This is a genomic window from Ruegeria sp. F11, assembly GCF_056533855.1.
Map to the genome: position 1 here is coordinate 240445 of NZ_JBQFOW010000005.1, position 21268 is coordinate 261712.

Consider the following 21268-nt stretch of genomic DNA (forward strand, 5'->3'; position numbering starts at 1 on the left):
ATAAAGCCTAACAGGGGCGGATTAAACCCCTAGCGCGGCTTCCGTTGCAGCACCGCGAGCGCAATGCCGCCCAGAACCAGCGCCGCCCCAAGGATCAGACGCAGGCTGGCGACCTCGCCCAAAAGCACAACACCCGCGATTATGGCGATGATCGGAACGCTCAGTTGCACAACAGCCGCCGTTGTAGGAGCAAGTTGCGGCAGAACCCGGTACCAGAGCGCATAGCCCATCCCCGACGTCACCCCTCCGGACAGAGCCGCCAGCAGATAGCCCGCTCCAGTCATATGCCAGCCCCCGCCCGTCGCCAGCAAAGCCAAACCCGTAACGGGCAGCGCCACGATGAAATTGGCCGCCGTCCCGGCCAGCGCATCCGGTTCAGTCCGCCCGACCAGCGAATAGATCGCCCAGCCGATTCCCGCAGCGGTCATTAGCCCAGCACCCAGTGGATCGACCTGAACGGCCCCGGACGGCCACAGCACATAGGTCAACCCAACCAACGCAATCACCGCCCCGGAAATCTGCCGACCCGTTGGCGCGCCACCGGTGGCAGAACTGACGGCAAACATCGTGATCTGAACGACTCCGAACAGGATCAACGCGCCAAGGCCTGCGTCCAGCGTTAGATAAGCAATTGAAAACCCGATCATATAAAGCGACAGCGCACCTGCACCCGCAATCCTGCGCCTGTTGCGCAGGGGCAGATGCCCTCGCCTCAAGAACACCAGAACGGTCAGAACAACCGCACCGGACAGAACGCGCACCACTGCAAAACCCGCCGGGTCGCTCGCCCCGCTGTCTATGGCCAGACGGTTTAGAATGGAATTCGCCGCAAAGGCGCACATGGTCAAAGCGGTAAGCAGAAACAGTCGCATATCAACCGCATAGCGGGTTCGGCAGGGTTTGCACACTCACTTTCGCGCAACCAGCGAGCCGCCCTTCTTCTGTTCAAAAATACCTCCGCCGGAGGCATGCCCGCCCAGCGGGCATTCCAATCGAAACGAGGCCGCCCGAAAGCGACCCCGTCAATCTTGTGCTGCGGCCTCCTTTTCGGCAGCTTGGCCATTTGGCCAAGCGCCTGTTGGGGTCGTCAGAATTCGCCAGAGCGAACTCGACGTGCTTACATCATGCCGCCCATGCCGCCCATGTCGGGCATGCCACCGGCAGGTGCCGCGCCTTCTTTGGCGGGCTTGTCGGCAACCATCGCTTCAGTGGTGACCAGCAGACCAGCAACCGATGCCGCATCTTCCAGAGCGGTCCGGACAACTTTGGCCGGGTCGATCACGCCGAACGAGAACATGTCGCCATATTCTTCGGTCTGAGCGTTGAAGCCGAATGCTGCGTCAGCCGATTCACGGACTTTGCCAGCAACAACTGCACCGTCAACGCCTGCGTTTTCAGCGATCTGGCGCAGCGGCGATTCGATGGCCTTGCGCACGATGTTGATGCCTGCATCCTGGTCAGCGTTTGCACCTTCCAGATCGTTCAGCGCTTTACCGGCCTGAACCAGAGCGACACCGCCGCCAACAACAACGCCTTCCTGCACAGCAGCACGGGTCGCGTTCAGAGCATCGTCAACGCGGTCCTTACGCTCTTTCACTTCCACTTCGGTCATGCCGCCGACGCGGATAACGGCAACACCGCCTGCCAGTTTGGCAACGCGCTCTTGCAGCTTCTCGCGGTCGTAGTCCGACGAAGTTTCTTCGATCTGGGTGCGGATCTGAGCAACACGTGCTTCGATCTCGGCTTTCTCGCCAGCACCGTCGACGATGGTGGTTTCGTCTTTGGTGATTTCGATCTTCTTGGCGGTGCCCAGCATGTCCATGGTCACGGACTCGAGCTTCATGCCCAGATCTTCGCTGATGACCTGACCGCCGGTCAGGATCGCGATGTCCTGTAGCATGGCTTTGCGGCGGTCGCCGAAGCCCGGTGCTTTGACAGCAGCAATTTTCAGGCCGCCGCGCAGTTTGTTGACAACCAGAGTCGCCAGCGCTTCGCCTTCAACATCCTCAGCGATGATCAGCAGAGGCTTCTGCGACTGGATCACCTGCTCAAGCAGCGGAACCATCGGCTGCAGCGAGGACAGTTTCTTTTCGTGCAGCAGGATCATGCAGTCGTCGAGCTCTGCGATCATCTTGTCTGCGTTGGTGACGAAGTAAGGCGACAGGTAGCCACGGTCGAACTGCATACCTTCGACAACATCGGTCTCGGTTTCCAGACCTTTGTTTTCTTCGACGGTGATGACGCCTTCGTTGCCAACCTTCTGCATCGCGTCTGCGATCTGCTGGCCAATTTCGGCTTCGCCGTTGGCCGAAATGGTGCCAACCTGAGCAACTTCTGCCGAGTCTTTGACTTCGCGCGAAGCCGACTTGATGCCTTCAACAACCTTGGCGGTTGCCAGGTCGATGCCGCGCTTCAGATCCATCGGGTTCAGGCCAGCAGCAACCTGCTTCAGGCCTTCGCGAACGATGGACTGAGCCAGAACGGTTGCGGTGGTGGTGCCGTCGCCGGCTTCGTCATTGGTGCGGCTGGCGACTTCTTTCACCATTTGCGCGCCCATGTTTTCGAACTTGTCTTCCAGTTCGATTTCCTTGGCAACCGAAACACCATCTTTGGTGATGCGCGGTGCGCCGAAGGATTTGTCCAGAACCACGTTGCGGCCTTTGGGGCCCAGGGTCACTTTAACCGCGTCGGCCAGGATGTTCACACCTGCCAGCATACGATTGCGCGCGTCTGTTTCGAACTTGACGTCCTTAGCAGCCATGTCGTTTCTCCTTGAGAAATATGTTTGGAATAAAGATCAGAGAAAGCGTGCCGCTTACTCGATGATCCCCATGATGTCGCTTTCTTTCATCATCAGCAGCTCTTCGCCGTCGATGGTGACCTCGGTGCCCGACCATTTGCCGAACAGGATTTTGTCACCGGCCTTAACGGCCATCGCGATCAGCTCGCCGCTGTCCTTGCGTGCGCCTTCGCCGGTCGAGACAACCTCGCCTTCGCTGGGCTTTTCTTTTGCACTGTCAGGAATGATCAGGCCGCCTGCGGTTTTCTCTTCGCTTTCAACGCGACGGACCAGCACACGGTCGTGAAGCGGTTTCAATGCCATCTTTGCAGCTCCTTGGGCTCAAAGTTTATCTATCCTCCCCTCGCCGGATGACGAGGCGTTAGCACTCATGCTTGCCGAGTGATAACGACGCATAGCTAGGGGGTCGAAAACCCCGAGTCAACAAGACGTGAAAGATTTTTTGGCATTGGGGGCTTATCGGCGGATCAGTCGGCCTCTTCCCAACTGTAAGCCCAGTGTTTCAGCCCCTCGGCCCCCTCGGATGTAAGCCCGTAGATGCCCTTTTCAATCTTCTCAAACCACCCGTAGTGGTTTTCCCGCATCAACCGTGTGGCCACCGGTACGCCGACCGCACCTGCCACCTCGGACCCTTTGGTCGGGCCGTGTTCGGCCAGATGCGCAGCGCATTTCAAAGCGTCCTGCCGATAAGCTGTCACGATCCCGTGGCGCGTTGCGCCGCCGGAATTCGGATCACCCTCCAACCGGTCAAACTCGCGCAGCAGGCGCGCGGTTCTTGCCTTGTCCTTACGTGGCGCATATGGGCCGGGATCGCACTGCACCTCGACCCGCCCGTCAGCCCGAACCGTGATCAGACCCAACCCCAGCCTGCGGCACAGGGCAAGGTTATCCTTCAACGCCCGGCGCGCAGACCGCCCTTTGGGCTTGCAGACCGCGATATAGACCTGATCGGTGATCCTGAGCCGGGCAATCGCCTGATGGAACAAGGCAAGCGAGAACCGCAGTTTCAACTCAACAATGACCGGGTTTTCGCCATCGCGCATGGCCACCACATCGGCAGCGCCGACCTCACCCTTGACGGTGTAGCCCTGACGCTCCAGCAGCGCCTTGATCGGAGAGTACAGATCCTGCTCGCGGTCCATGCCTGCATGCTATTCGAAATGCTGAGGAATGCCAGAGTTGCGGTACCGGGCCGCTTGCATGAAATGCGCAGGCACGGCTATGTCTTGGCGCAACCCCTTCGTCCGAATGGATAGACCTATGCGCCTGATAACATTCATTGCCTTTCTGTTGCTGCCCGCGTTTGCCCATGCGGCGTGTGAGGGGCGCGACCTCCGGCTCGACCTGACGCCCGAGCAACGGCAAGAGTTGCAGCTTGCCATGGCCGACATCCCCTTTCCGGAAGGCAACCACTGGATTGCACGGAAAGGCGATACGGTTCTGCATCTGATCGGCACCCTGCACACAACCGACCCGCGCATGGAGGCGGTTGTCGACCGTCTGACCCCATCCCTCAGCCAGGCCGATGCGTTTTACTTCGAGGTCACGCAGGCCGAGATGGAGGCGTTTGAACAGGGTTTGGCCAAAGACCTCAGCCCGGTGATGATCACCTCTGGCCCGACCCTGATTGACCTAATACCCGAAGAGGATTGGGCCACGCTATCCGCAACGCTAGCCGAGCGCGGCATTCCTAGCTGGATGGCCGCCAAGATGCGGCCCTGGTTTCTGAGCATGATGCTGGGCGTACCACCCTGCCTGCTGCAAAACCCCGATGCGAACCACGGCATGGATGCGCGCCTGACTGAACTGGCCGAAGCGAAAAACATCCCGCAGCATTCGCTGGAACAGATCGCAGACCTTGTGGCCATGTTCGACAGCCACACGATCGAGGAACAGGTGCAGTCCCTCCTGCGCCTGTCGGGTGCCATTCAAGGAAGCGAAGATCAACTGACCACGCTGGCCAACGCCTATATCGAAGAGAAACACGCCGAGATCATGCAACTGGCGCGCATTCACGGGCTGGAAGTTTCCGGCCTTGAGCCCGAGGTGTTCAACGCCGAATGGAGCGGCTTCGAACAGCAGATACTGGTCGACCGGAACGCCAACTGGATGCGGCACATTCTGGCGATCACGGACCAAACCGTCGTCATCGCGGTGGGGGCCGGACATCTAAGCGGCGAACACGGTCTTCTGCACCAATTGCAGCAGGCAGGCTACACCCTGACCCGCGCGCCATTCTGACCGAAACCGGCGATTTCAAGACCAACCGCCGCAGAGGCAAAGCTGCCGGGTGACAACCCGCCCCGACGGCCCTATAAGGCGCGCAAATTTATCATTCTCAGGACGCTGACATGACAACGCTCGTATTTGGCCACAAATCCCCCGACACCGATTCCACAGGCTCTCCGATCCTGTGGTCCTGGTACCTGAACGAAGTCAAAGGTGAGACGACCGAACCGGTACTGCTGGGAGAACCCAACACCGAAGCAGCTTTCATGCTGGACAATTGGGACCTGCCCAAGCCGCGCATCATCGAAGACTTGGCCGCGGACACGCCCGTTGTGATCGTCGACACCAACAACCCGGCAGAACTGCCCGCCTCGATCAACGACGCAGATATCCGCGCCATCATCGACCACCACAAGCTGGTCGGCGGTCTGGAAACCAAAGGCCCCATCGACATCACCGTGCGCCCGCTGGCTTGCACCGCGACCATCATGGTCGATCTGATGGGCGATGACGCGGCCAAGATGCCCGACGCCATCAAAGGCGCGGCCCTGACCTGCATCCTGTCCGACACGCTCGAGTTCCGCTCGCCCACCACCACCGCCCATGACCGCGCCGTTGCCGAAAAACTGGCAGCTGAGCTCGAGCTAGACATCTCGGCCTATGCCGCCGACATGTTCGCGGCGAAATCTGATGTCTCATCCTTCTCGGATGCCGAATTGCTGCGCATGGACAGCAAGGAATACGAGGTCGACGGCACCAAGTTCCGCGTCTCGGTTCTGGAAACCACCGCACCGGGCGTTGTGCTGGATCGTAAGGCCAGCCTCGCGGATTCGATGGTGGATGTCGCCAAGGAAGATGGCGTCGATCAGGTTCTTCTGTTCGTCGTGGACATCCTGAACGAGGAAGCAACCCTACTGGTGCCCAACGATCTGGTCAAAGGCGTTGCCGAAAAGAGCTTCGGAGCATCGGTCGATGGCGACGCGGTTGTACTGCCCGGCATCATGAGCCGGAAAAAGCAGATCATCCCGAACCTCAAAGTCTGAGACCCGACAATCAGCGCCCTTCGGGGCGCTTTTTCTTGCGAGGCTCTGCCTCGCGCTCCGGGATATTTAGAGCCAGATGAATAAAGGATCCCCTGCTTCATCTGGCCAAAAATATCCTGGGGGAGTCGCCCGAAGGGCGGCGGGGGCAAAGCCCCCTACTGGCCAAACGGGTCAGGCTCTGCCATAGGCTTGGGCAGCAATCCTGCCGTTTCAACAAGGGCCTGTCATGACTCAGATCGTCCACACGCTTGCCGAAATCTCTGACCGCTACAAGGCGCTGTTCGTCGATCTTTGGGGCTGCGTCCACAACGGCATCACCGCCTACCCCGAGGCCGTTGCCGCGCTTCAGGCGTACCGGCAAAAGGGCGGAACCGTGGTGCTGGTCACGAATTCCCCTAAACCGCGCGCCGGGGTTGCCACGCAGTTGACCCAGTTCAACGTGCCATCCGACGCCTATGACACCATCGCCACCAGCGGAGATTCAGCTCGGTCCGCAATGTTTCGCGGGGCTGTTGGCCACAAGGTCTACTACATGGGCGAGTGGGGTCGCGACGCGGGTTTTTTCGAGCCGCTGAAACTGTTGCAACACCCCATTCACATTGAGCGCGTCCCGCTGGATCAGGCCGAGGGCATCGTCTGTTGCGGCCCGTTTGATCCGATGGCGGACCCTGATGTGAACCGCCCCGATTTCCTCTATGCCAAACAAATGGGCCTGAAACTGCTCTGCGCCAATCCCGACATCGTGGTGGACCGGGGTGAGGTTCGCGAATGGTGCGCCGGAGCGTTGGCGAAGTTATACACCGAAATGGGCGGTGAGAGCCTGTATTTCGGCAAACCCCACACTCCGATCTACGATCTGGCCCGCCGCAGGCTGCAGGAACTGGGCGTTGATGTATCCGACAGTGACATCCTCGCCATCGGCGATGGCCCCCATACAGACATCCTGGGTGGTATGGGCGAGGGAATCGATACGCTCTTTATTTCAGGTGGGTTGGCGGCGGCGGAGACCAAAACGTCGCACCACCCGCATCATGAGTCTTTAAAGGACTATATACAAAGGGAAAATATCAACCCAACGTACACGATCGGCCGCCTGCGATAGCCAGAAAAGGCTTGATTTTCTGCGCTTGCGAAGTAATAAAGTTACCGAACTTGGGTAACTTGGGTTTCTTTGTTACTCTTTGAATGCGAGCGAGGGCAACATGTTGGATAATCTTCCGCGCGGAACGATCTGTATCGAAGACATCGAAATGGGCATGACCCGGCACCTGCGCAAAGTGGTGACGGATGAAGATATCGAAATGTTCGCTCAGGTCTCGACCGACCGGAACCCGGTGCATCTGGACGATGACTACGCCCGCGACACGATCTTCGAAGGGCGCATTGCCCATGGGATGCTGACGGCCGGTCTGATCTCGGCGGTCATAGGCGAGCAACTGCCCGGCCACGGCACGGTCTATATGGGACAGTCGCTGACATTTCTCGCTCCGGTGCGGCCCGGCGACATGGTCTATACCGAAGTCAAGGTGATCGACATCAATTTCGCCAAGCGCCGCGTGAAGCTGGATTGCCACTGCTCGGTCAATGGCAAAAAGGTCCTGGTGGGTGAGGCGATGGTTCTGGCCCCGTCGCGCAAGTTCGACTGACCCGCACTGTCCACCCTTGATCTGTATCATTCGCGGCGCGGCGCGGCGCGATACACTCCGATGTTGATTGATCTGCTGGGGGTGAAACATGGCGGCATCAAGCAAATCGGAACTGCAGGAGATTATCGAACGGGAGTTTTCGAAGCTTCGGGCGTTGATTGCGTCCCTGGATGCGAAACAGACCCTTGTGAAGGATGACGACAACACATCCATTAAGGACGTCATCGGGCACAGAGCGCACTGGATCGATCTGTTCCTGGGATGGCACGCCGATGGGCAGGCCGGAAAAGAGGTGCATTTCCCGGCCAAGGGTTACAAATGGAACGACTTGCGCCGCTATAACGCAGAGCTGCGTCAAAGGCAGGCGGCGATGTCTTGGAAGGACGCGGTGCAACTGCTTGACAACGCGTACCGCAGGTTGGGTGAGTTTCTTGAAGCACATTCTGACGCCGAGTTGTACGACGGTCCCATGAAAGGTGCCAAAAACAACTGGACATTGGGCCGGTGGGCCGAAGCCGCAGGGGCCAGCCATTTCAGGTCGGCCGCAAAATACATCCGTAAACGGCTGCGATCCATGTAACCTAAGGTTCTAGTCCGGCTTCATCGGTGATTTTGACCCGGCTCGAAAATCATATGCTTGAACATAGGCCTGAGGAACAGTACCCACGCCTCATGCAGATCATCCGGGATTTCCAGTTTGTCGACCCCGAGGACCGAGGTGCCAGCGTGGCCATCGGCAACTTCGATGGTGTCCATGTCGGGCATCGCTCGGTCATCGAACTGGCCCGCAACGCCGCTCCGGATGCGCCGCTGGGCGTGCTGACATTTGAGCCCCACCCGCGTGAGTATTTTGCACCCGATGCGCCTCCGTTCCGGCTGATGCGGGGCAATGCGCGGGCGCACCGGTTGCAAAAGCTGGGCGTGCAGAAACTGTACGAACTGCCCTTTAATGCAGCGCTTGCCGGGCTGTCCCCCGATGAATTCGCCCGCAACGTCATCCGCAATGGGCTGGGCCTGTCGCATGTGGTCGTGGGGGCCGATTTCTGCTTTGGCAAGGGCCGCAGCGGCACGGCGCAAGATATGGCCCGGTTTGGGAATGAGATGGGGTTTGGCGTGACAATCGCACCGTTGATGGAACGAACCGACAGCGTTGTCTCTTCGACCGCGATCCGCACCGCACTCGACGAAGGCCGCCCCCGCGATGCGGCGGCGATGCTGGGGCACTGGCACCGGATCGAAGGTACCGTGATCGGGGGCGAACAGCGCGGGCGAGAACTGGGCTTTCCCACCGCCAATATGTCGATCGAAGGGCTGCACCCGCCGAAATTCGGTGTCTACGCGGTGCTTGTCGACGTGCTGGATGGCCCGCATAAGGGCAGCTATCACGGTGCGGCCTCGGTCGGGGTCCGGCCCATGTTTCAGGGTGAATTGCCCAATATCGAAACCTTCCTGTTTGACTTCTCGGGCGACCTGTATGGCGCAACTCTGTCAGTCGGTCTGGTCGACTTCCTGCGCCCGGAAACGACCTTTGACGGGCTGGACAGGCTGATCGCTCAGATGGACGCCGATTGCGATCAGGCGCGTGACCTTCTGGCGGCACTATGAGCAGAGACCCCATTGATCGCACCGGCCTAGCCCACAGGTTCTGGGAACGCAAACCTCTGCGTAAGATGAACCAGCGCGAGTGGGAGGCGCTGTGTGACGGCTGCGGCAAGTGCTGTCTGAACAAGCTGGAAGACGAAGACTCGGGCGAGGTCGCCCTGACCTGCGTTGCCTGCCGCCTGCTGGACGATGATAGCTGCCGCTGCACCCAATACGACATCCGGCATCAATTCGTGCCCGAATGCATCGTGATGACGCCCGATAACATCGACAGCCACGCCTATTGGCTGCCGCAGACCTGCGCTTATCGGCTGCTGTGGGAGGGCAAACCGCTTTACGACTGGCACCCGCTGCTGTCTGGTACGCCGGACAGCGTGCACCGTGCGGGCGTGTCGGTTCAGGGACGCACGGTGTCCGAGTTCGAAACGCCCGTCGAAGAATGGGAAGACTATATCATTGAGGAGCCCAGCTGATGTACTTCGCCTCTGACAATTCCGGCCCCGTTCATCCGCAGGTCATGGCAAAACTGGCCGAGGCCAATCAGGGCTATCAGATGGCCTATGGCGCGGACACCCTGATGAACGAGGTACGGGATCGCATCCGCAGTATCTTCGAGGCTCCGGACGCGGCGGTTTATCTGGTGGCGACGGGTACGGCGGCGAATTCGCTGGCTTTGGCGACGCTTTCCCAGCCGTGGGAGACGGTGTTCTGCTCTCCGGTCGCGCATATCCACGAAGACGAATGCAACGCGCCCGAGTTTTACACCGGGGCCAAGCTGACTCTTGTGCCCGGCGGCGACAAGATGACTGCCGAGGCCCTGCGTGAGACGATACTGAAGGAAGAAACCCGCGGCGTGCACGGCCCGCAACGCGGCCCTGTTTCGATCACGCAAGTGACCGAGCGGGGGTCGGTTTATTCGCTAGAGGAAATGCAAGCGCTCTGTGCAGTGGCCAAAGAGTTCGGTCTGCCGGTGCACATGGACGGCGCGCGGTTCACCAATGCGCTGGTCGCGCTGAATTGCTCGCCCGCCGAGATGACGTGGAAATCGGGTGTGGATGCGGTCAGTTTCGGCGGCACAAAGAACGGGCTAATGGGGGTCGAAGCGGTTGTTTTCTTTGATGAAAGCAAGGCGTGGGAGTTCGAGCTGCGCCGCAAACGCGGTGCGCATCTGTTTTCCAAGCACCGCTATTTGTCGGCCCAAATGGCGGCCTATCTGCAGGACGATCTGTGGCTGAAACTGGCGCGTCAGGCCAATGACAGCTGCGCCCGTCTGGTGGATGGGCTGCGCGCCAAAGGGGCCTCGTTCCTGCATGAGCCGCAAGCCAATATGGTCTTCGCCTCTTTCCCGCGCGCCAAGCACCGGCAATTGCATGAGGCCGGGGCGGTCTATCACCTGTGGGGCGACGAGTTGGAGGGCGAGGACGAGGCAGAAGATCTCGCCTGTAGGCTCGTCTGCGACTGGTCTATTGAAGCGGATCAGATCGACCGGTTTTTGGCCCTTCTGTAGGGGTGCTGCGCCAGAAGTCCTGAACCAGCGCGGCGGTTTCGCGGGGGTGCGTGATCGGCAGCATATGTCCCGCCCCGTCGACCACAGCGCTGGTGGCTGAGAGCAGCCGCGTTCTCAGACCTTCGCAGATGGCAGGAAGAACCGGGTGCGTGTCCGTGCCTACCAACAACAGGACCGGCATCGACGCACGTTTCAGTCTGGCCGGTTCGAGCAACTGCGCAGCATCGTCGAACAAAGCACCGTGGACTGCCGGAACCACATCAATCCCCCGAATCATCGCCGCGCGGGTGCGGTCCGGCAGGTCCGGCCATTTCGGACCGGAAGATGCCCCCCACATCCGGTTGAACAGCCGGGCGGCCATGGCCGTATCTCCGACCGCGAACGCGTCGTCTACCGGCTGCGCGTCCCGTTCGTGCCGGGCGAACAGCTCGGGGGCGTCATGCCGGGCGACCGCAAAGAACACCGGTTCTATCAACACCGCACTGCGCACCCGTTCAGGGCATTCGACGCACAGGCGCAGAGCGATCATCGCGCCGAAGGAATGGCCGATGATGTCCATCGGTGCGATCAGCTGGTCCTTGGCATGGGCCGTAACCGCGTCGAAGTAATCGCTGTGACCGTCCCATTCCGGGCTGCGGCCATGCGAGAGCATATCCGGGGCGACCAGTGTGGCATCGCCAAGCGCCTGTGACACGCCCGACCACGCGCCGGAATGCGCCAGCGTGCAATGCAGAGCGAGGGCATGCCGCGCGCCCTCTCCCATCTTCCTTACATACACGGACGGGGTCGCCGGGTCGGTCGTCACCCCTTCATCTCGGCCAGATGCCGGTCCAGATCATCCAGCCTGTCCTGCCCCCAGAATCGCTGATCGTCGGGCGTGATGTAGAAGGGCGCGCCGAACACGCCGCGCTCGACCGCCTCCTCCAGATTGGCGGCATAAGTCTCGGCCCCGACCAACAGGCCGCTGTCTGCCAGCGCCGGATCAAACCCGGCCTGCGACAGGCAATCGCGGATCACATCATCCTGCGCCACGTCCTTTTCCTCGGCCCAGCAGGCGCGCAGGATCGAATGGCACAGCTTGCCGATGTCACCCGATCCATCCTTGGTCGCCGCTATGATCGCGTACGAGGACGGGGCCGCATTGGTCGGCCAATGCGCGGGCTGAAGGTTGAACTCCATACCCAAAGAACGCGACTGCCGCAGCAACTCCTGCGCGCGGTATTCGACGCGCGAGATGTGCCGGTCCTTCGGCGCGGTGCCACCGGTCCGCCCGAACAGGGCGATAATGTCCAGCGGCTTATAGTTGATCGTGGCCCCGTGCTTCGCCGCAACCTCCTCAAGCCGGGTGCCCGCCAGGTAGCTGTACGGCGAAATTGTCGCAAAATAGTAGTCAATCTGGGCCATCTTCACTTTCTCCGCTGCGTTATCTTTGCGGAACGGTAAGGCCATGCTAAGCGGTGTCAACATCACGAATCTGTCACATTGCCATTGCTGCCCGGGGACCTTCAGCCGATGCCGACACTTCACGAACCCAAGCTGATCGCTGGGAACGCCAATCTTCCGCTTGCCGAAACCATCGCCCGCCGCATGAGCCTGCATCGCGGCGTCAACCAGGGTCTAGTCGATGCCCGCGTCGAACGCTTCAATGATGGCGAGATTTTCGTCGAGGTTTTCGAGAATGTCCGCGGCGAGGATATGTTCATTATCCAGCCGACCTCGAACCCGGCCAATGACAACCTGATGGAGCTGCTGATCATCGCCGACGCGCTGCGCCGGTCGTCGGCCCAGCGGATCACCGCTGTCATTCCCTATTTCGGCTATGCCCGTCAGGACCGTCGCACCAAGGCCCGCACGCCGATTTCGGCCAAGCTGGTCGCCAACATGCTGACCGGAGCCGGGATCGAGCGTATCCTGACCATGGACCTGCACGCGGCGCAGATTCAGGGCTTCTTCGACATGCCCGTCGACAACCTCTATGCCTCGCCGATCTTTGCGCTTGATGTGCAGAACCAGTTCAAGGGCCGGATGGATGAGATCATGGTCGTCTCGCCGGATGTGGGCGGTGTGGCCCGCGCGCGTGAACTGGCCAAGCGTATCAACGCCCCGCTCTCGATCGTGGATAAGCGCCGTGAGAAAGCCGGTGAAGTGGCCGAGATGACGGTTATTGGCGACGTGAAAGACAAAATCTGCCTGATCATCGACGACATCTGCGACACCGCCGGAACGCTCTGCAAAGCAGCACAAGTCCTGATGGATAACGGCGCAAAAGAGGTGCATTCCTATATCACGCACGGCGTCATGAGCGGCCCTGCGGTTGAACGCGTCACCGGTTCTGTCATGAAATCTCTGGTTTTGTCAGATACGATCCAACCGACCCCCGAGGTCGCAAGCGCCGCCAATATCCGCATCGTACCCACCGCACCGATGTTTACGCAGGCAATCCTGAACATCTGGAACGGAACCAGTGTGTCGTCCCTGTTCGAGGACGAAACCCTGAAACCGATTTACGAGTCCCTCTATCATATGGACTGAGGTCTGGGCGGGATGCCTATTGCACCGGACACATTCAACGACAGGATGAAGCCGCTATGACTGCCTCGAACCGCATCGTTCTTTCCAGCGACCACGCCGCCATCGCGTTGCGGCAGGCGGTCGCCGACCACGTCGCCGCCAAAGGCTGGGAGGTCGTGGATATCGGTCCTACAACCCCCGAAAGCACGCATTACCCCAAGCACGGCAAGGCCGCAGCGCAGGTCGTCGCCTCGGGCGATTGTCAGCTGGGCATCGTGCTGTGCGGCACCGGGCAAGGCATCATGATGGCCGCAAACAAAGTGCCCGGCATCCGCTGCGGCGTCTGCTCAGACGCCTTCTCGGCCCGCATGATCCGCGCGCACAACGACGCCAACATGCTGTCCATCGGCGCACGGGTCGTCGGCGAAGGACAGGCACTGGACATCGTGGATGCGTTCCTGAGCGCTGAGTTCGAAGGCGGTCGCCATGCGACGCGGGTGGATATGATTGAGGGGTTGGACGGCTAGCCCCCCCGAAATGACGCCGGTCGTGGCGCGTCTTTGCACCTACAGACACGGATAACGCCCGTTCCTTAGGTGGTTTTCTGCGCGCGCCTAAATGGCCTCTGGTCCGTTTGATACCTGTGATCTCAGCGCGGATCGTCGGCTGTCGGTCCGGATCAAGGATTGTTGCCGACAGCGCCGTGATCCGACCAATTGTCACCACATTCCCGGTTCACTGTGACAGCGGAAAGCAAATTCGAAATCAGGAATTTTCGCCCTATGTCCAACGCAAGTTTTGAAGATCGCATTCGACGTCTTAATGCCAAATCTCCGCAACTGCAGCCTGCCCACTCAAGCGGCCCCAATGCGGGTCCGACCCGAACTTCCAAATCGGGTTTGCCAAAGCTGATTATCGGTGCCCTCTTTCTGAGCGTTGGCGGAAAAGTTCTGAAGTATACAAATGAAAACTACGAAGCCATCCGAGACGGGAGCGGGATAGAAGCGGCTGTCGGATATAGCCTTGCCGGGCTGGCGGTTTTTTGCATCGGGGTGGTCGTAATGGTGCGCGGAGCGTCCGCGCTTCGGGCGCGGCGCACTGGCCAGGGTTCTTCTGGCGCGCTGTCCGGTGAACGAACAAACCGAAAAGCATCGGGCAAAGCGCAGTTCTTTGCCTCGCTGTTTGGCTCCACGCTTGGTGTCGGTGCCTGCCTTTTAACATATGTTGCCGCACGAACGATGCATATCGAAACGGAACCCGCCCAGCAACTTTTCCACGGTGTTTCTAAGTTGGCTGCTGCGCTGTTTGTGGTGGCATCACTTACAGGATTTCTTGGAAATTTCCTTCGCGGGTATGCGCTTGGTCGCGTACCGATGTACTTTCTTCTGGGTGCCTTGATCGCTTTTTCTATCATCCGCATTTCAGGCGTCGGCCTCAGCGAAGTGGAACCTTTCCTCCCCGCCCTTCAATAAGCGCATTATGGAAAACAAAGGGACAGAGTTCTGAGGCAGTTACGCTCTACGAAATATCCCAGTCATCCGCATGCGCCACCTCTCCGATCGCGGTCCAGGTGACGCGGATGCGGGCGATGCGGGTGTCGGACCAGGTTCGGAACACGGCGTTGAAGCCTTTGGGGGTGATATCTTCGGCCTGAACCTCGGCGCGCAGGGCCGAGGATGTGTCCACATCCCATAGCGACACGCCGATCTGGACCACAGGAGCCGAGCGGAACGGCTCGGAGAATCGGATCGCGGTGCGGCGTTCTCGGGGGCCGTCTCCGGTCCACATCTCGCCACCATCGGCAAACTCGGAAAACAACACTTCTTCGCCCTGATCAATACCGATGGGATGGGTCTGAAACTTCTTCATTTCGCGATCATTATTATTGAATTCCCGAAACTTACCGCGAACCCCCGGCAAAAGCACGACAAAAAAACGGCCCCGCAATCGCGAGGCCGCTAATATTTTCAACGCTTTCAGAACCTTACAGGCTCATATGCGTTCCAAGGGCTTCCATATCGGCCAGCAGCTTGGCGGCGTCGTCGACAATCGTCTGATCGTCACCTGCCTTTGCGGCCTCGTGCGAGGCGCGGGCTTCGGCGATCATGTCATCCAGATGCGATCGGGTCACTTCGGCAACCGGAATGGCCTTTTCGGCCAGAACCGACAGGCTGTCGCCGTTGATCTGGGCAAACCCGCCGGTGACCAGGTATTCGCTGGACCCTTCGGGTGCCTCAACCTTCAGCAGACCTGGGCGCAGCGTGGTGATGGTGGGGGCATGGTCGGGCATTGCCGTCATGTCCCCGTCCGCGCCGGGAATCTGGACCGCGGTGGCCTCAAGCGAAGCAAGGCTCCGCTCGGGGCTGACGAGGTCGAATTGCATCGTGTTTGCCATCAGGGATACTCCTTAGGCGGCTTCTGCGGCCATCTTCTCGGCTTTGGCGATCACTTCTTCGATGCCGCCAACCATCAGGAAGGCCGCCTCGGGCAGGTGGTCGTATTCGCCAGCCACAACGGCCTTGAACGACGAGATGGTGACTTCCAGAGGAACCTGAACGCCGGGCGAACCGGTGAAGACCTCGGCCACGTCGAACGGCTGCGACAGGAAGCGTTCGATCTTACGGGCACGGGCCACGGTCAGTTTGTCTTCTTCCGACAGTTCGTCCATGCCGAGGATGGCGATGATGTCCTGCAGCGACTTGTAGCGCTGGAGGATCTGCTGAACATCGGTCGCAACCTTGTAGTGCTCTTCCCCAACGATGGCCGGGTCAAGCAGACGCGAGGTCGAGTCGAGCGGGTCAACAGCCGGGTAGATACCCTTTTCCGAGATCGCACGGTTCAGAACGGTGGTCGCGTCGAGGTGCGCAAACGAGGTCGCAGGCGCAGGGTCGGTCAGGTCGTCCGCCGGAACATAGATCGCCTGCACCGAGGTAATCGAACCGGCTTTGGTCGAGGTGATGCGTTCCTGCAGCGCGCCCATGTCGGTGGCCAGCGTCGGTTGATAGCCCACAGCCGAAGGGATACGACCCAGCAGAGCCGAAACCTCGGAACCCGCCTGCGTGAAGCGGAAGATGTTGTCGACGAAGAACAGAACGTCGGTCCCGGATTGGTCACGGAACTGCTCGGCCAGGGTCAGACCGGTCAGAGCAACACGCGCACGCGCTCCCGGAGGTTCGTTCATCTGACCGTAAACCAGCGCAACCTGCGAGTCCGACAGGTTGTCGGGCTTGATCACGTTCGATTCGATCATTTCCCAGTACAGGTCGTTGCCTTCACGGGTCCGTTCACCAACACCCGCGAACACCGAGAAGCCCGAGTGCACTTTTGCGATGTTGTTGATCAGTTCCATGATGAGAACGGTTTTGCCAACGCCGGCACCGCCGAACAGGCCAATCTTACCGCCCTTGGCGTAGGGGGCCAGCAGGTCAACAACCTTGATGCCGGTGACCAGAATTTCCGACTCGGTCGACTGTTCGTCGAATTCGGGCGCGGGCTGGTGGATGGCGCGGGTCTCGGTCGCCTCAACCGGGCCCTTTTCGTCGATCGGCTCGCCGACCACGTTCAGGATACGGCCCAGGGTTGCGTTACCAACCGGAACCGAGATCGGTGCGCCGGTGTCGGTCACGGCTTCGCCGCGGACCAGACCTTCGGTCGCGTCCATCGCGATGGTGCGGACAGTATTTTCACCCAGGTGCTGAGCAACTTCCAACACCAGGCGCTTGCCGTTGTTGGTGGTTTCCAGCGCGTTCAGAATTTCAGGCAGCTGATCTTCGAAGTGCACGTCGACGACGGCCCCGATGATCTGTGTGACTTTGCCTTTTGCATTCGCCATGTTTCGTCTCCGGTATGTCTCTACAGCGCTTCGGCGCCGGAAATAATTTCAATCAGCTCGTTGGTGATCACGGCCTGACGCGAGCGGTTGAACTGGATCGTCAGCTTGTCGATCATCTCACCCGCGTTGCGTGTCGCGTTGTCCATTGCAGACATCCGTGCACCCTGTTCAGACGCTCCGTTTTCGAGCAGAGCAGAGAAGATCGCGGTTGCAACCCCCTTGGGCAGCAGGTCGGCCAGAATGGCCTCTTCGCTGGGCTCGTAGTCGAAAATGGCACCGCTGTCGTCGCCCTTGGTCTCTTCGAACGAGGCCGGGATGACCTGCTGTGCCGTCGGGATCTGGGTCACGACATTGACGAACTTCGAGTAGAAGATCGTGGCAACATCGAACTCGCCCCCGTCAAAGCGCGACAGGACGTCCTTGGCGATGTCTTGCGCGTTGGAATAGCCCAGACGCTTGACCTCGCTCAGGTCAATATGTCCTACGAACAGATCGGCAAAGTCGCGCTTCAGGGCGTCGCGACCCTTTTTACCAACGGTCAGAACCTTAACCGTCTTGCCTTTGCCGCGCAGCTCTTCCGCTTTGGCGCGGGCCAGCTTGGCGATGTTCGCGTTGAAGCCGCCACACAGGCCGCGTTCAGCTGTCATGACAACCAGCAGATGGACATCATCACTGCCCGTACCACGGAGCAGCTTGGGGGCGCTGTCGCTGCCCCCGACCGACGCCGCCAGCCCCGCCATCACGGCATTGAACCGCTCGGCATAGGGGCGCGAGGCTTCGGCAGATTCCTGGGCGCGGCGCAGTTTTGCAGCCGCGACCATCTGCATGGCCTTGGTGATCTTGCGGGTCGATTTGACCGACTCGATCCTGTTTTTAAGGTCCTTCAGACTAGGCATCGGAACCCCCTATCAAGCGAAGGTCGCGGCGTATTCGTCGATCGCTGCCTTGATCTTGTCGGACGCGTCACCTTTGACCTTCGGGTCTTCGTCGGTGATCCACTGAAGCAGGTCGGCATGTTTGCCGCGCAGATGCGCCAGCAGACCGGCCTCGTAACGGCCAACGTCAGATACGTCGATCTTGTCGAGGTAGCCGTTGGTGCCCGCGAAGATGACGCAGACGATTTCCGCGTTGGTCAGCGGCGAATACTGCGGCTGCTTCATCAGTTCGGTCAGGCGCGCACCACGGTTCAGCAGCTGCTGGGTCGCGGCGTCGAGGTCGGAACCGAACTGCGCAAAGGCCGCCATTTCGCGGTACTGCGCCAGCTCCAGTTTCACCGGACCCGCAACCGATTTCATCGCATCGGTCTGAGCCGAAGAGCCCACACGCGAAACCGACAGACCGGTGTTCACGGCAGGACGGATGCCCTGATAGAACAATTCGGTTTCAAGGAAGATCTGACCGTCGGTGATCGAGATCACGTTGGTCGGAATAAAGGCTGATACGTCACCACCTTGGGTTTCGATAACCGGCAGAGCGGTCAGCGAGCCTGCACCGAAGTCTTCGTTCAGCTTCGCCGAACGCTCCAGCAGACGCGAGTGGAGGTAGAAAACGTCACCCGGATACGCTTCACGTCCGGGCGGACGACGCAGCAGCAGGGACATCTGACGATAGGACACGGCCTGTTTTGACAGGTCATCATAAATGATCAGCGCGTGGCGGCCGTTGTCACGGAAGTATTCGGCCATCGCGGTTGCGGCATAAGGTGCCAGGAACTGCATCGGCGCCGGGTCGGACGCGGTTGCGGCCACAACGATCGAATAATCAATCGCGCCGGATTCTTCCAGTTTCTTCACCAACTGCGCAACGGTCGAACGCTTCTGACCGATCGCGACGTAAACGCAGTACAGTTTCTTCGACTCGTCGTCGCCTGCTGCGTCGTTATAGACTTTCTGGTTCAGGATGGTGTCCAGAGCAACGGCAGTTTTACCGGTCTGACGGTCACCAATGATCAGTTCCCGCTGGCCACGGCCAATCGGGATCATCGCGTCAACCGATTTCAGGCCGGTTGCCATCGGCTCGTGCACCGATTTACGCGGGATGATGCCCGGCGCTTTGACGTCTGCAACGCCACGCTTGGAGGCATTGATCGGGCCTTTGCCGTCCAGCGGGTTGCCCAGACCGTCCACAACGCGGCCCAGCAGCTCATCCCCGATCGGAACGTCCACGATCGAGTTGGTGCGCTTAACGGTGTCACCTTCTTTAATGTCACGGTCGGAGCCAAAGATAACGACACCTACGTTGTCGCTTTCCAGGTTCAGCGCCATGCCCATGATGCCGCCGGGGAATTCGACCATCTCACCGGCTTGCACGTTGTCCAGGCCGTATACACGGGCAATCCCGTCACCGACGCTCAGCACGCGGCCGATCTCGGCCACTTCGGCTTCCTGACCAAAATTCTTGATCTGGTCCTTCAGGATTGCAGAAATCTCTGCAGCTTGGATTCCCATTTATCCGACCTCTTTCATTGCATTCTGTAGGGAGTTCAGCTTCGAACGGATCGAACTGTCGATCATCTTCGAGCCCACTTTAACGACAAGACCGCCGATGAGGCTTTCATCAACGGTCGCATTGATTGTCACGGTCTTGCCCACACGCTCGGACAGCGTCTTGGACAGTTTATCCAGTTGTGTCTTGGTCAGCGCCTTGGCCGAGGCGACATCGGCGGTCACTTCGCCGCGCTCTTCGGCCAGCATGTCGCGCAGAACCTGCACCAGTTGCGGCACCACAAACAGACGGCGCTTCTGTGCCATCAGACCCAGCGTGTTGCGCAGGATCGGGTTCAGGCCCATCTTGTCAGCAATTGCGGTGATCGCGCCTTCCTGTTCGGCGCGCGAAACCAAAGGCGAGGCGATCAGGTCGCGCAGTTCGGCGCTGTCACCCAGGGCTGCCGCAAGATCGTTGATGCCGGATTCCAGACCTGCAAGGTCTTTATTCTCTTTGGCGATCTCGAAGATCGCTGTGGCATAGCGTTCCGCAATGCCAGTGGAAATCGAAGCTGGTTCGGACACGTCCACCCTTCCGATATTTGAGGCCCCGAAAGTGTGTAGCGGCCGCTACCCGGGGCGTGAGGAAACCCCGTCCTGAAAGGGCGGGGATCAAAATCACCGGGGATGTAGCAGAGCCGAACCCAGCTAGCAATATATTATCACGGTGGAAACGTTATCCACAAAATGTTTGATTTCAGTCGGTTAGCAAGGGTGCGACCCTTTTATCCGCTTGGCAGGCGCGAAAAATGTTACCGAAGTGTAGGTTTTTGCGATTCCTGCGGCCCTTTTCCCGCATTTTTTCCGTCAAAGACGGTGAAAATCTACGAAAGCTTCACGCGGGCTTCAGCACCCCATCTAGTGCCTTGATCGGGCGACGCTGGGTATCTTTTGTAACACTGCCGCTGGGCGGACGGATGTGTTTGCTGACCTCGACCATCAGCACGCCGCCCGCCATGATCGTTGGCAACTTCTGTCCCGTTTTCTCGATCAGACCACTGGATTTCAGCCAGAAACGGCGGAAGGACGGCGGCAGGTACAGCGCGGAACAATGGGTTTCGGGCAGGAAGTGATGCGCCCTAAGCTGGTTTTCCAACTGAGACGCGGAATAGGGGCGACCGAACCCAAACGGCGTCCGGTCTGTCCGCGACCACAGGCCCGCACGGTTTGGCACCACAAACAGCGCCCTGCCCCCCGGCCCCAGCACGCGCCAGCATTCGTCCAACAACTGGCTGGGCCGCCCCGAGGTTTCCAGCCCATGCATCACCACCAGCTTGTCCACATGGCCGGTTTCGATGGGCCAGCGCGTCTCCTCGGTCAGCACAGATACGTTCGGCATGCCCGCAGGCCACGGCATCACGCCCTGTGGCCCCGGCATCAGCCCGATGACCCGCCGTGCATCGGCCAGATAGGGTCGCAGCAGCGGCACAGCAAAGCCAAAGCCCGCAACGGTCTGGCCCTTGGCCTCGGGCCACAGCTTGACCAACCGACCGCGGATCGCCGCCTGCGCCGCACGACCCAAGGTGCTGCGGTAGTAAAAATTCCTCAGATCCTGCACATCAAGATGCATTGCGGACACCCGGTCAATCGGCTTAGCTGGGCGCAGTCTAGCAAC

General features: G+C 59.8%; 24 protein-coding genes. 11 read left to right on the forward strand and 13 right to left on the reverse strand.

Annotation, left to right across the window (positions count from 1 at the left end):
• Positions 1-29: 29 nt before the first annotated feature.
• The 4 genes from ACR0NJ_RS08780 to ACR0NJ_RS08795 form a co-directional block, all read right to left on the reverse strand.
• Positions 30-872 (reverse strand): DMT family transporter, encoded by an 843-nt coding sequence (locus ACR0NJ_RS08780; protein ID WP_480816752.1) that lies wholly within the window; start codon positions 870-872, stop codon positions 30-32.
• 245 nt (positions 873-1117) lie between these two features.
• A complete protein-coding gene (gene groL / locus ACR0NJ_RS08785; RefSeq protein WP_480816753.1) occupies positions 1118-2761 on the reverse strand; it encodes a chaperonin GroEL in 1644 nt (547 codons plus the stop codon).
• 54 nt (positions 2762-2815) lie between these two features.
• Positions 2816-3103, reverse strand: a complete 288-nt coding sequence (locus ACR0NJ_RS08790; RefSeq protein ID WP_480612517.1) for a co-chaperone GroES — start codon at positions 3101-3103, stop codon at positions 2816-2818.
• Positions 3104-3267: 164 nt separating this feature from the next.
• Entirely contained in the window at positions 3268-3942 is a 675-nt protein-coding gene (locus ACR0NJ_RS08795) for a DUF2161 domain-containing phosphodiesterase (protein WP_480816754.1), read from the reverse strand.
• A 118-nt stretch (positions 3943-4060) separates the two neighbouring features.
• On the opposite strand from ACR0NJ_RS08795, the gene ACR0NJ_RS08800 reads away from it, so the two are divergent.
• The 8 genes from ACR0NJ_RS08800 (at position 4061) to ACR0NJ_RS08835 (ending at position 10827) form a co-directional block, all read left to right on the forward strand.
• A complete protein-coding gene (locus ACR0NJ_RS08800; protein WP_480816755.1) occupies positions 4061-5041 on the forward strand; it encodes a TraB/GumN family protein in 981 nt (326 codons plus the stop codon).
• Positions 5042-5151: 110 nt separating this feature from the next.
• Positions 5152-6072 (forward strand): manganese-dependent inorganic pyrophosphatase, encoded by a 921-nt coding sequence (locus tag ACR0NJ_RS08805; protein ID WP_480816756.1) that lies wholly within the window; start codon positions 5152-5154, stop codon positions 6070-6072.
• A 226-nt stretch (positions 6073-6298) separates the two neighbouring features.
• Positions 6299-7174 (forward strand): TIGR01459 family HAD-type hydrolase, encoded by an 876-nt coding sequence (locus ACR0NJ_RS08810; protein ID WP_480816757.1) that lies wholly within the window; start codon positions 6299-6301, stop codon positions 7172-7174.
• Positions 7175-7274: 100 nt separating this feature from the next.
• On the forward strand, positions 7275-7718 hold the full coding sequence (locus ACR0NJ_RS08815) for a MaoC family dehydratase (RefSeq protein ID WP_480816758.1): 444 nt from the start codon (positions 7275-7277) through the stop codon (positions 7716-7718).
• An 88-nt stretch (positions 7719-7806) separates the two neighbouring features.
• Positions 7807-8298, forward strand: coding sequence for a ClbS/DfsB family four-helix bundle protein (locus tag ACR0NJ_RS08820; protein WP_480816759.1), 492 nt, complete (start codon positions 7807-7809; stop codon positions 8296-8298).
• A 92-nt stretch (positions 8299-8390) separates the two neighbouring features.
• The gene (locus ACR0NJ_RS08825; protein WP_480816760.1) at positions 8391-9323 is read left to right on the forward strand and encodes a bifunctional riboflavin kinase/FAD synthetase; all 933 of its coding nucleotides are present in this window, start codon (positions 8391-8393) and stop codon (positions 9321-9323) included.
• Entirely contained in the window at positions 9320-9793 is a 474-nt protein-coding gene (locus tag ACR0NJ_RS08830) for a YcgN family cysteine cluster protein (RefSeq protein WP_480816761.1), read from the forward strand. The genes ACR0NJ_RS08825 and ACR0NJ_RS08830 overlap by 4 nt, the downstream gene beginning before the upstream one ends.
• On the forward strand, positions 9793-10827 hold the full coding sequence (locus ACR0NJ_RS08835) for a threonine aldolase family protein (protein WP_480816762.1): 1035 nt from the start codon (positions 9793-9795) through the stop codon (positions 10825-10827). The genes ACR0NJ_RS08830 and ACR0NJ_RS08835 overlap by 1 nt, the downstream gene beginning before the upstream one ends.
• Here the strand turns inward: ACR0NJ_RS08835 and ACR0NJ_RS08840 are convergent.
• Both ACR0NJ_RS08840 and ACR0NJ_RS08845 read right to left on the reverse strand, forming a co-directional pair.
• Positions 10784-11632, reverse strand: coding sequence for an alpha/beta fold hydrolase (locus tag ACR0NJ_RS08840; RefSeq protein WP_480816763.1), 849 nt, complete (start codon positions 11630-11632; stop codon positions 10784-10786). The two genes, ACR0NJ_RS08835 and ACR0NJ_RS08840, sit on opposite strands and share 44 nt — an antisense overlap.
• Positions 11629-12231, reverse strand: a complete 603-nt coding sequence (locus ACR0NJ_RS08845) for a DsbA family protein (RefSeq protein WP_480816764.1) — start codon at positions 12229-12231, stop codon at positions 11629-11631. The genes ACR0NJ_RS08840 and ACR0NJ_RS08845 overlap by 4 nt, the downstream gene beginning before the upstream one ends.
• Positions 12232-12339: 108 nt before the next feature.
• Between ACR0NJ_RS08845 and ACR0NJ_RS08850 the strand changes: the two genes are divergently transcribed.
• The 3 genes from ACR0NJ_RS08850 (at position 12340) to ACR0NJ_RS08860 (ending at position 14810) form a co-directional block, all read left to right on the forward strand.
• The gene (locus ACR0NJ_RS08850) at positions 12340-13359 is read left to right on the forward strand and encodes a ribose-phosphate pyrophosphokinase (RefSeq protein WP_480816765.1); all 1020 of its coding nucleotides are present in this window, start codon (positions 12340-12342) and stop codon (positions 13357-13359) included.
• A gap of 56 nt (positions 13360-13415) precedes the next feature.
• On the forward strand, positions 13416-13865 hold the full coding sequence (gene rpiB, locus ACR0NJ_RS08855) for a ribose 5-phosphate isomerase B (protein ID WP_480816766.1): 450 nt from the start codon (positions 13416-13418) through the stop codon (positions 13863-13865).
• 255 nt (positions 13866-14120) lie between these two features.
• On the forward strand, positions 14121-14810 hold the full coding sequence (locus tag ACR0NJ_RS08860) for a hypothetical protein (RefSeq protein WP_480816767.1): 690 nt from the start codon (positions 14121-14123) through the stop codon (positions 14808-14810).
• Between the two features lie 46 nt (positions 14811-14856).
• Here ACR0NJ_RS08860 and ACR0NJ_RS08865 read toward each other — a convergent pair whose 3' ends face one another.
• The 7 genes from ACR0NJ_RS08865 to ACR0NJ_RS08895 form a co-directional block, all read right to left on the reverse strand.
• Positions 14857-15207: an H-type lectin domain-containing protein gene (locus ACR0NJ_RS08865; RefSeq protein WP_480816768.1), complete on the reverse strand. Its 351-nt coding sequence runs from the start codon at positions 15205-15207 to the stop codon at positions 14857-14859.
• 115 nt (positions 15208-15322) lie between these two features.
• Positions 15323-15733, reverse strand: a complete 411-nt coding sequence (locus ACR0NJ_RS08870) for a F0F1 ATP synthase subunit epsilon (RefSeq protein ID WP_480816769.1) — start codon at positions 15731-15733, stop codon at positions 15323-15325.
• Positions 15734-15745: 12 nt separating this feature from the next.
• On the reverse strand, positions 15746-17170 hold the full coding sequence (gene atpD / locus ACR0NJ_RS08875) for a F0F1 ATP synthase subunit beta (protein WP_480816770.1): 1425 nt from the start codon (positions 17168-17170) through the stop codon (positions 15746-15748).
• Positions 17171-17190: 20 nt separating this feature from the next.
• Positions 17191-18066 carry a F0F1 ATP synthase subunit gamma gene (locus ACR0NJ_RS08880; protein ID WP_480816771.1) on the reverse strand — a complete coding sequence of 292 codons (876 nt, stop codon included), beginning with the start codon at positions 18064-18066 and terminating at the stop codon, positions 17191-17193.
• A gap of 12 nt (positions 18067-18078) precedes the next feature.
• On the reverse strand, positions 18079-19617 hold the full coding sequence (gene atpA / locus ACR0NJ_RS08885; RefSeq protein WP_480816772.1) for a F0F1 ATP synthase subunit alpha: 1539 nt from the start codon (positions 19615-19617) through the stop codon (positions 18079-18081).
• Positions 19618-20178: a F0F1 ATP synthase subunit delta gene (locus ACR0NJ_RS08890; protein WP_480816773.1), complete on the reverse strand. Its 561-nt coding sequence runs from the start codon at positions 20176-20178 to the stop codon at positions 19618-19620.
• A 310-nt stretch (positions 20179-20488) separates the two neighbouring features.
• Positions 20489-21223 (reverse strand): class I SAM-dependent methyltransferase, encoded by a 735-nt coding sequence (locus ACR0NJ_RS08895; RefSeq protein WP_480816774.1) that lies wholly within the window; start codon positions 21221-21223, stop codon positions 20489-20491.
• Positions 21224-21268 lie beyond the last annotated feature (45 nt).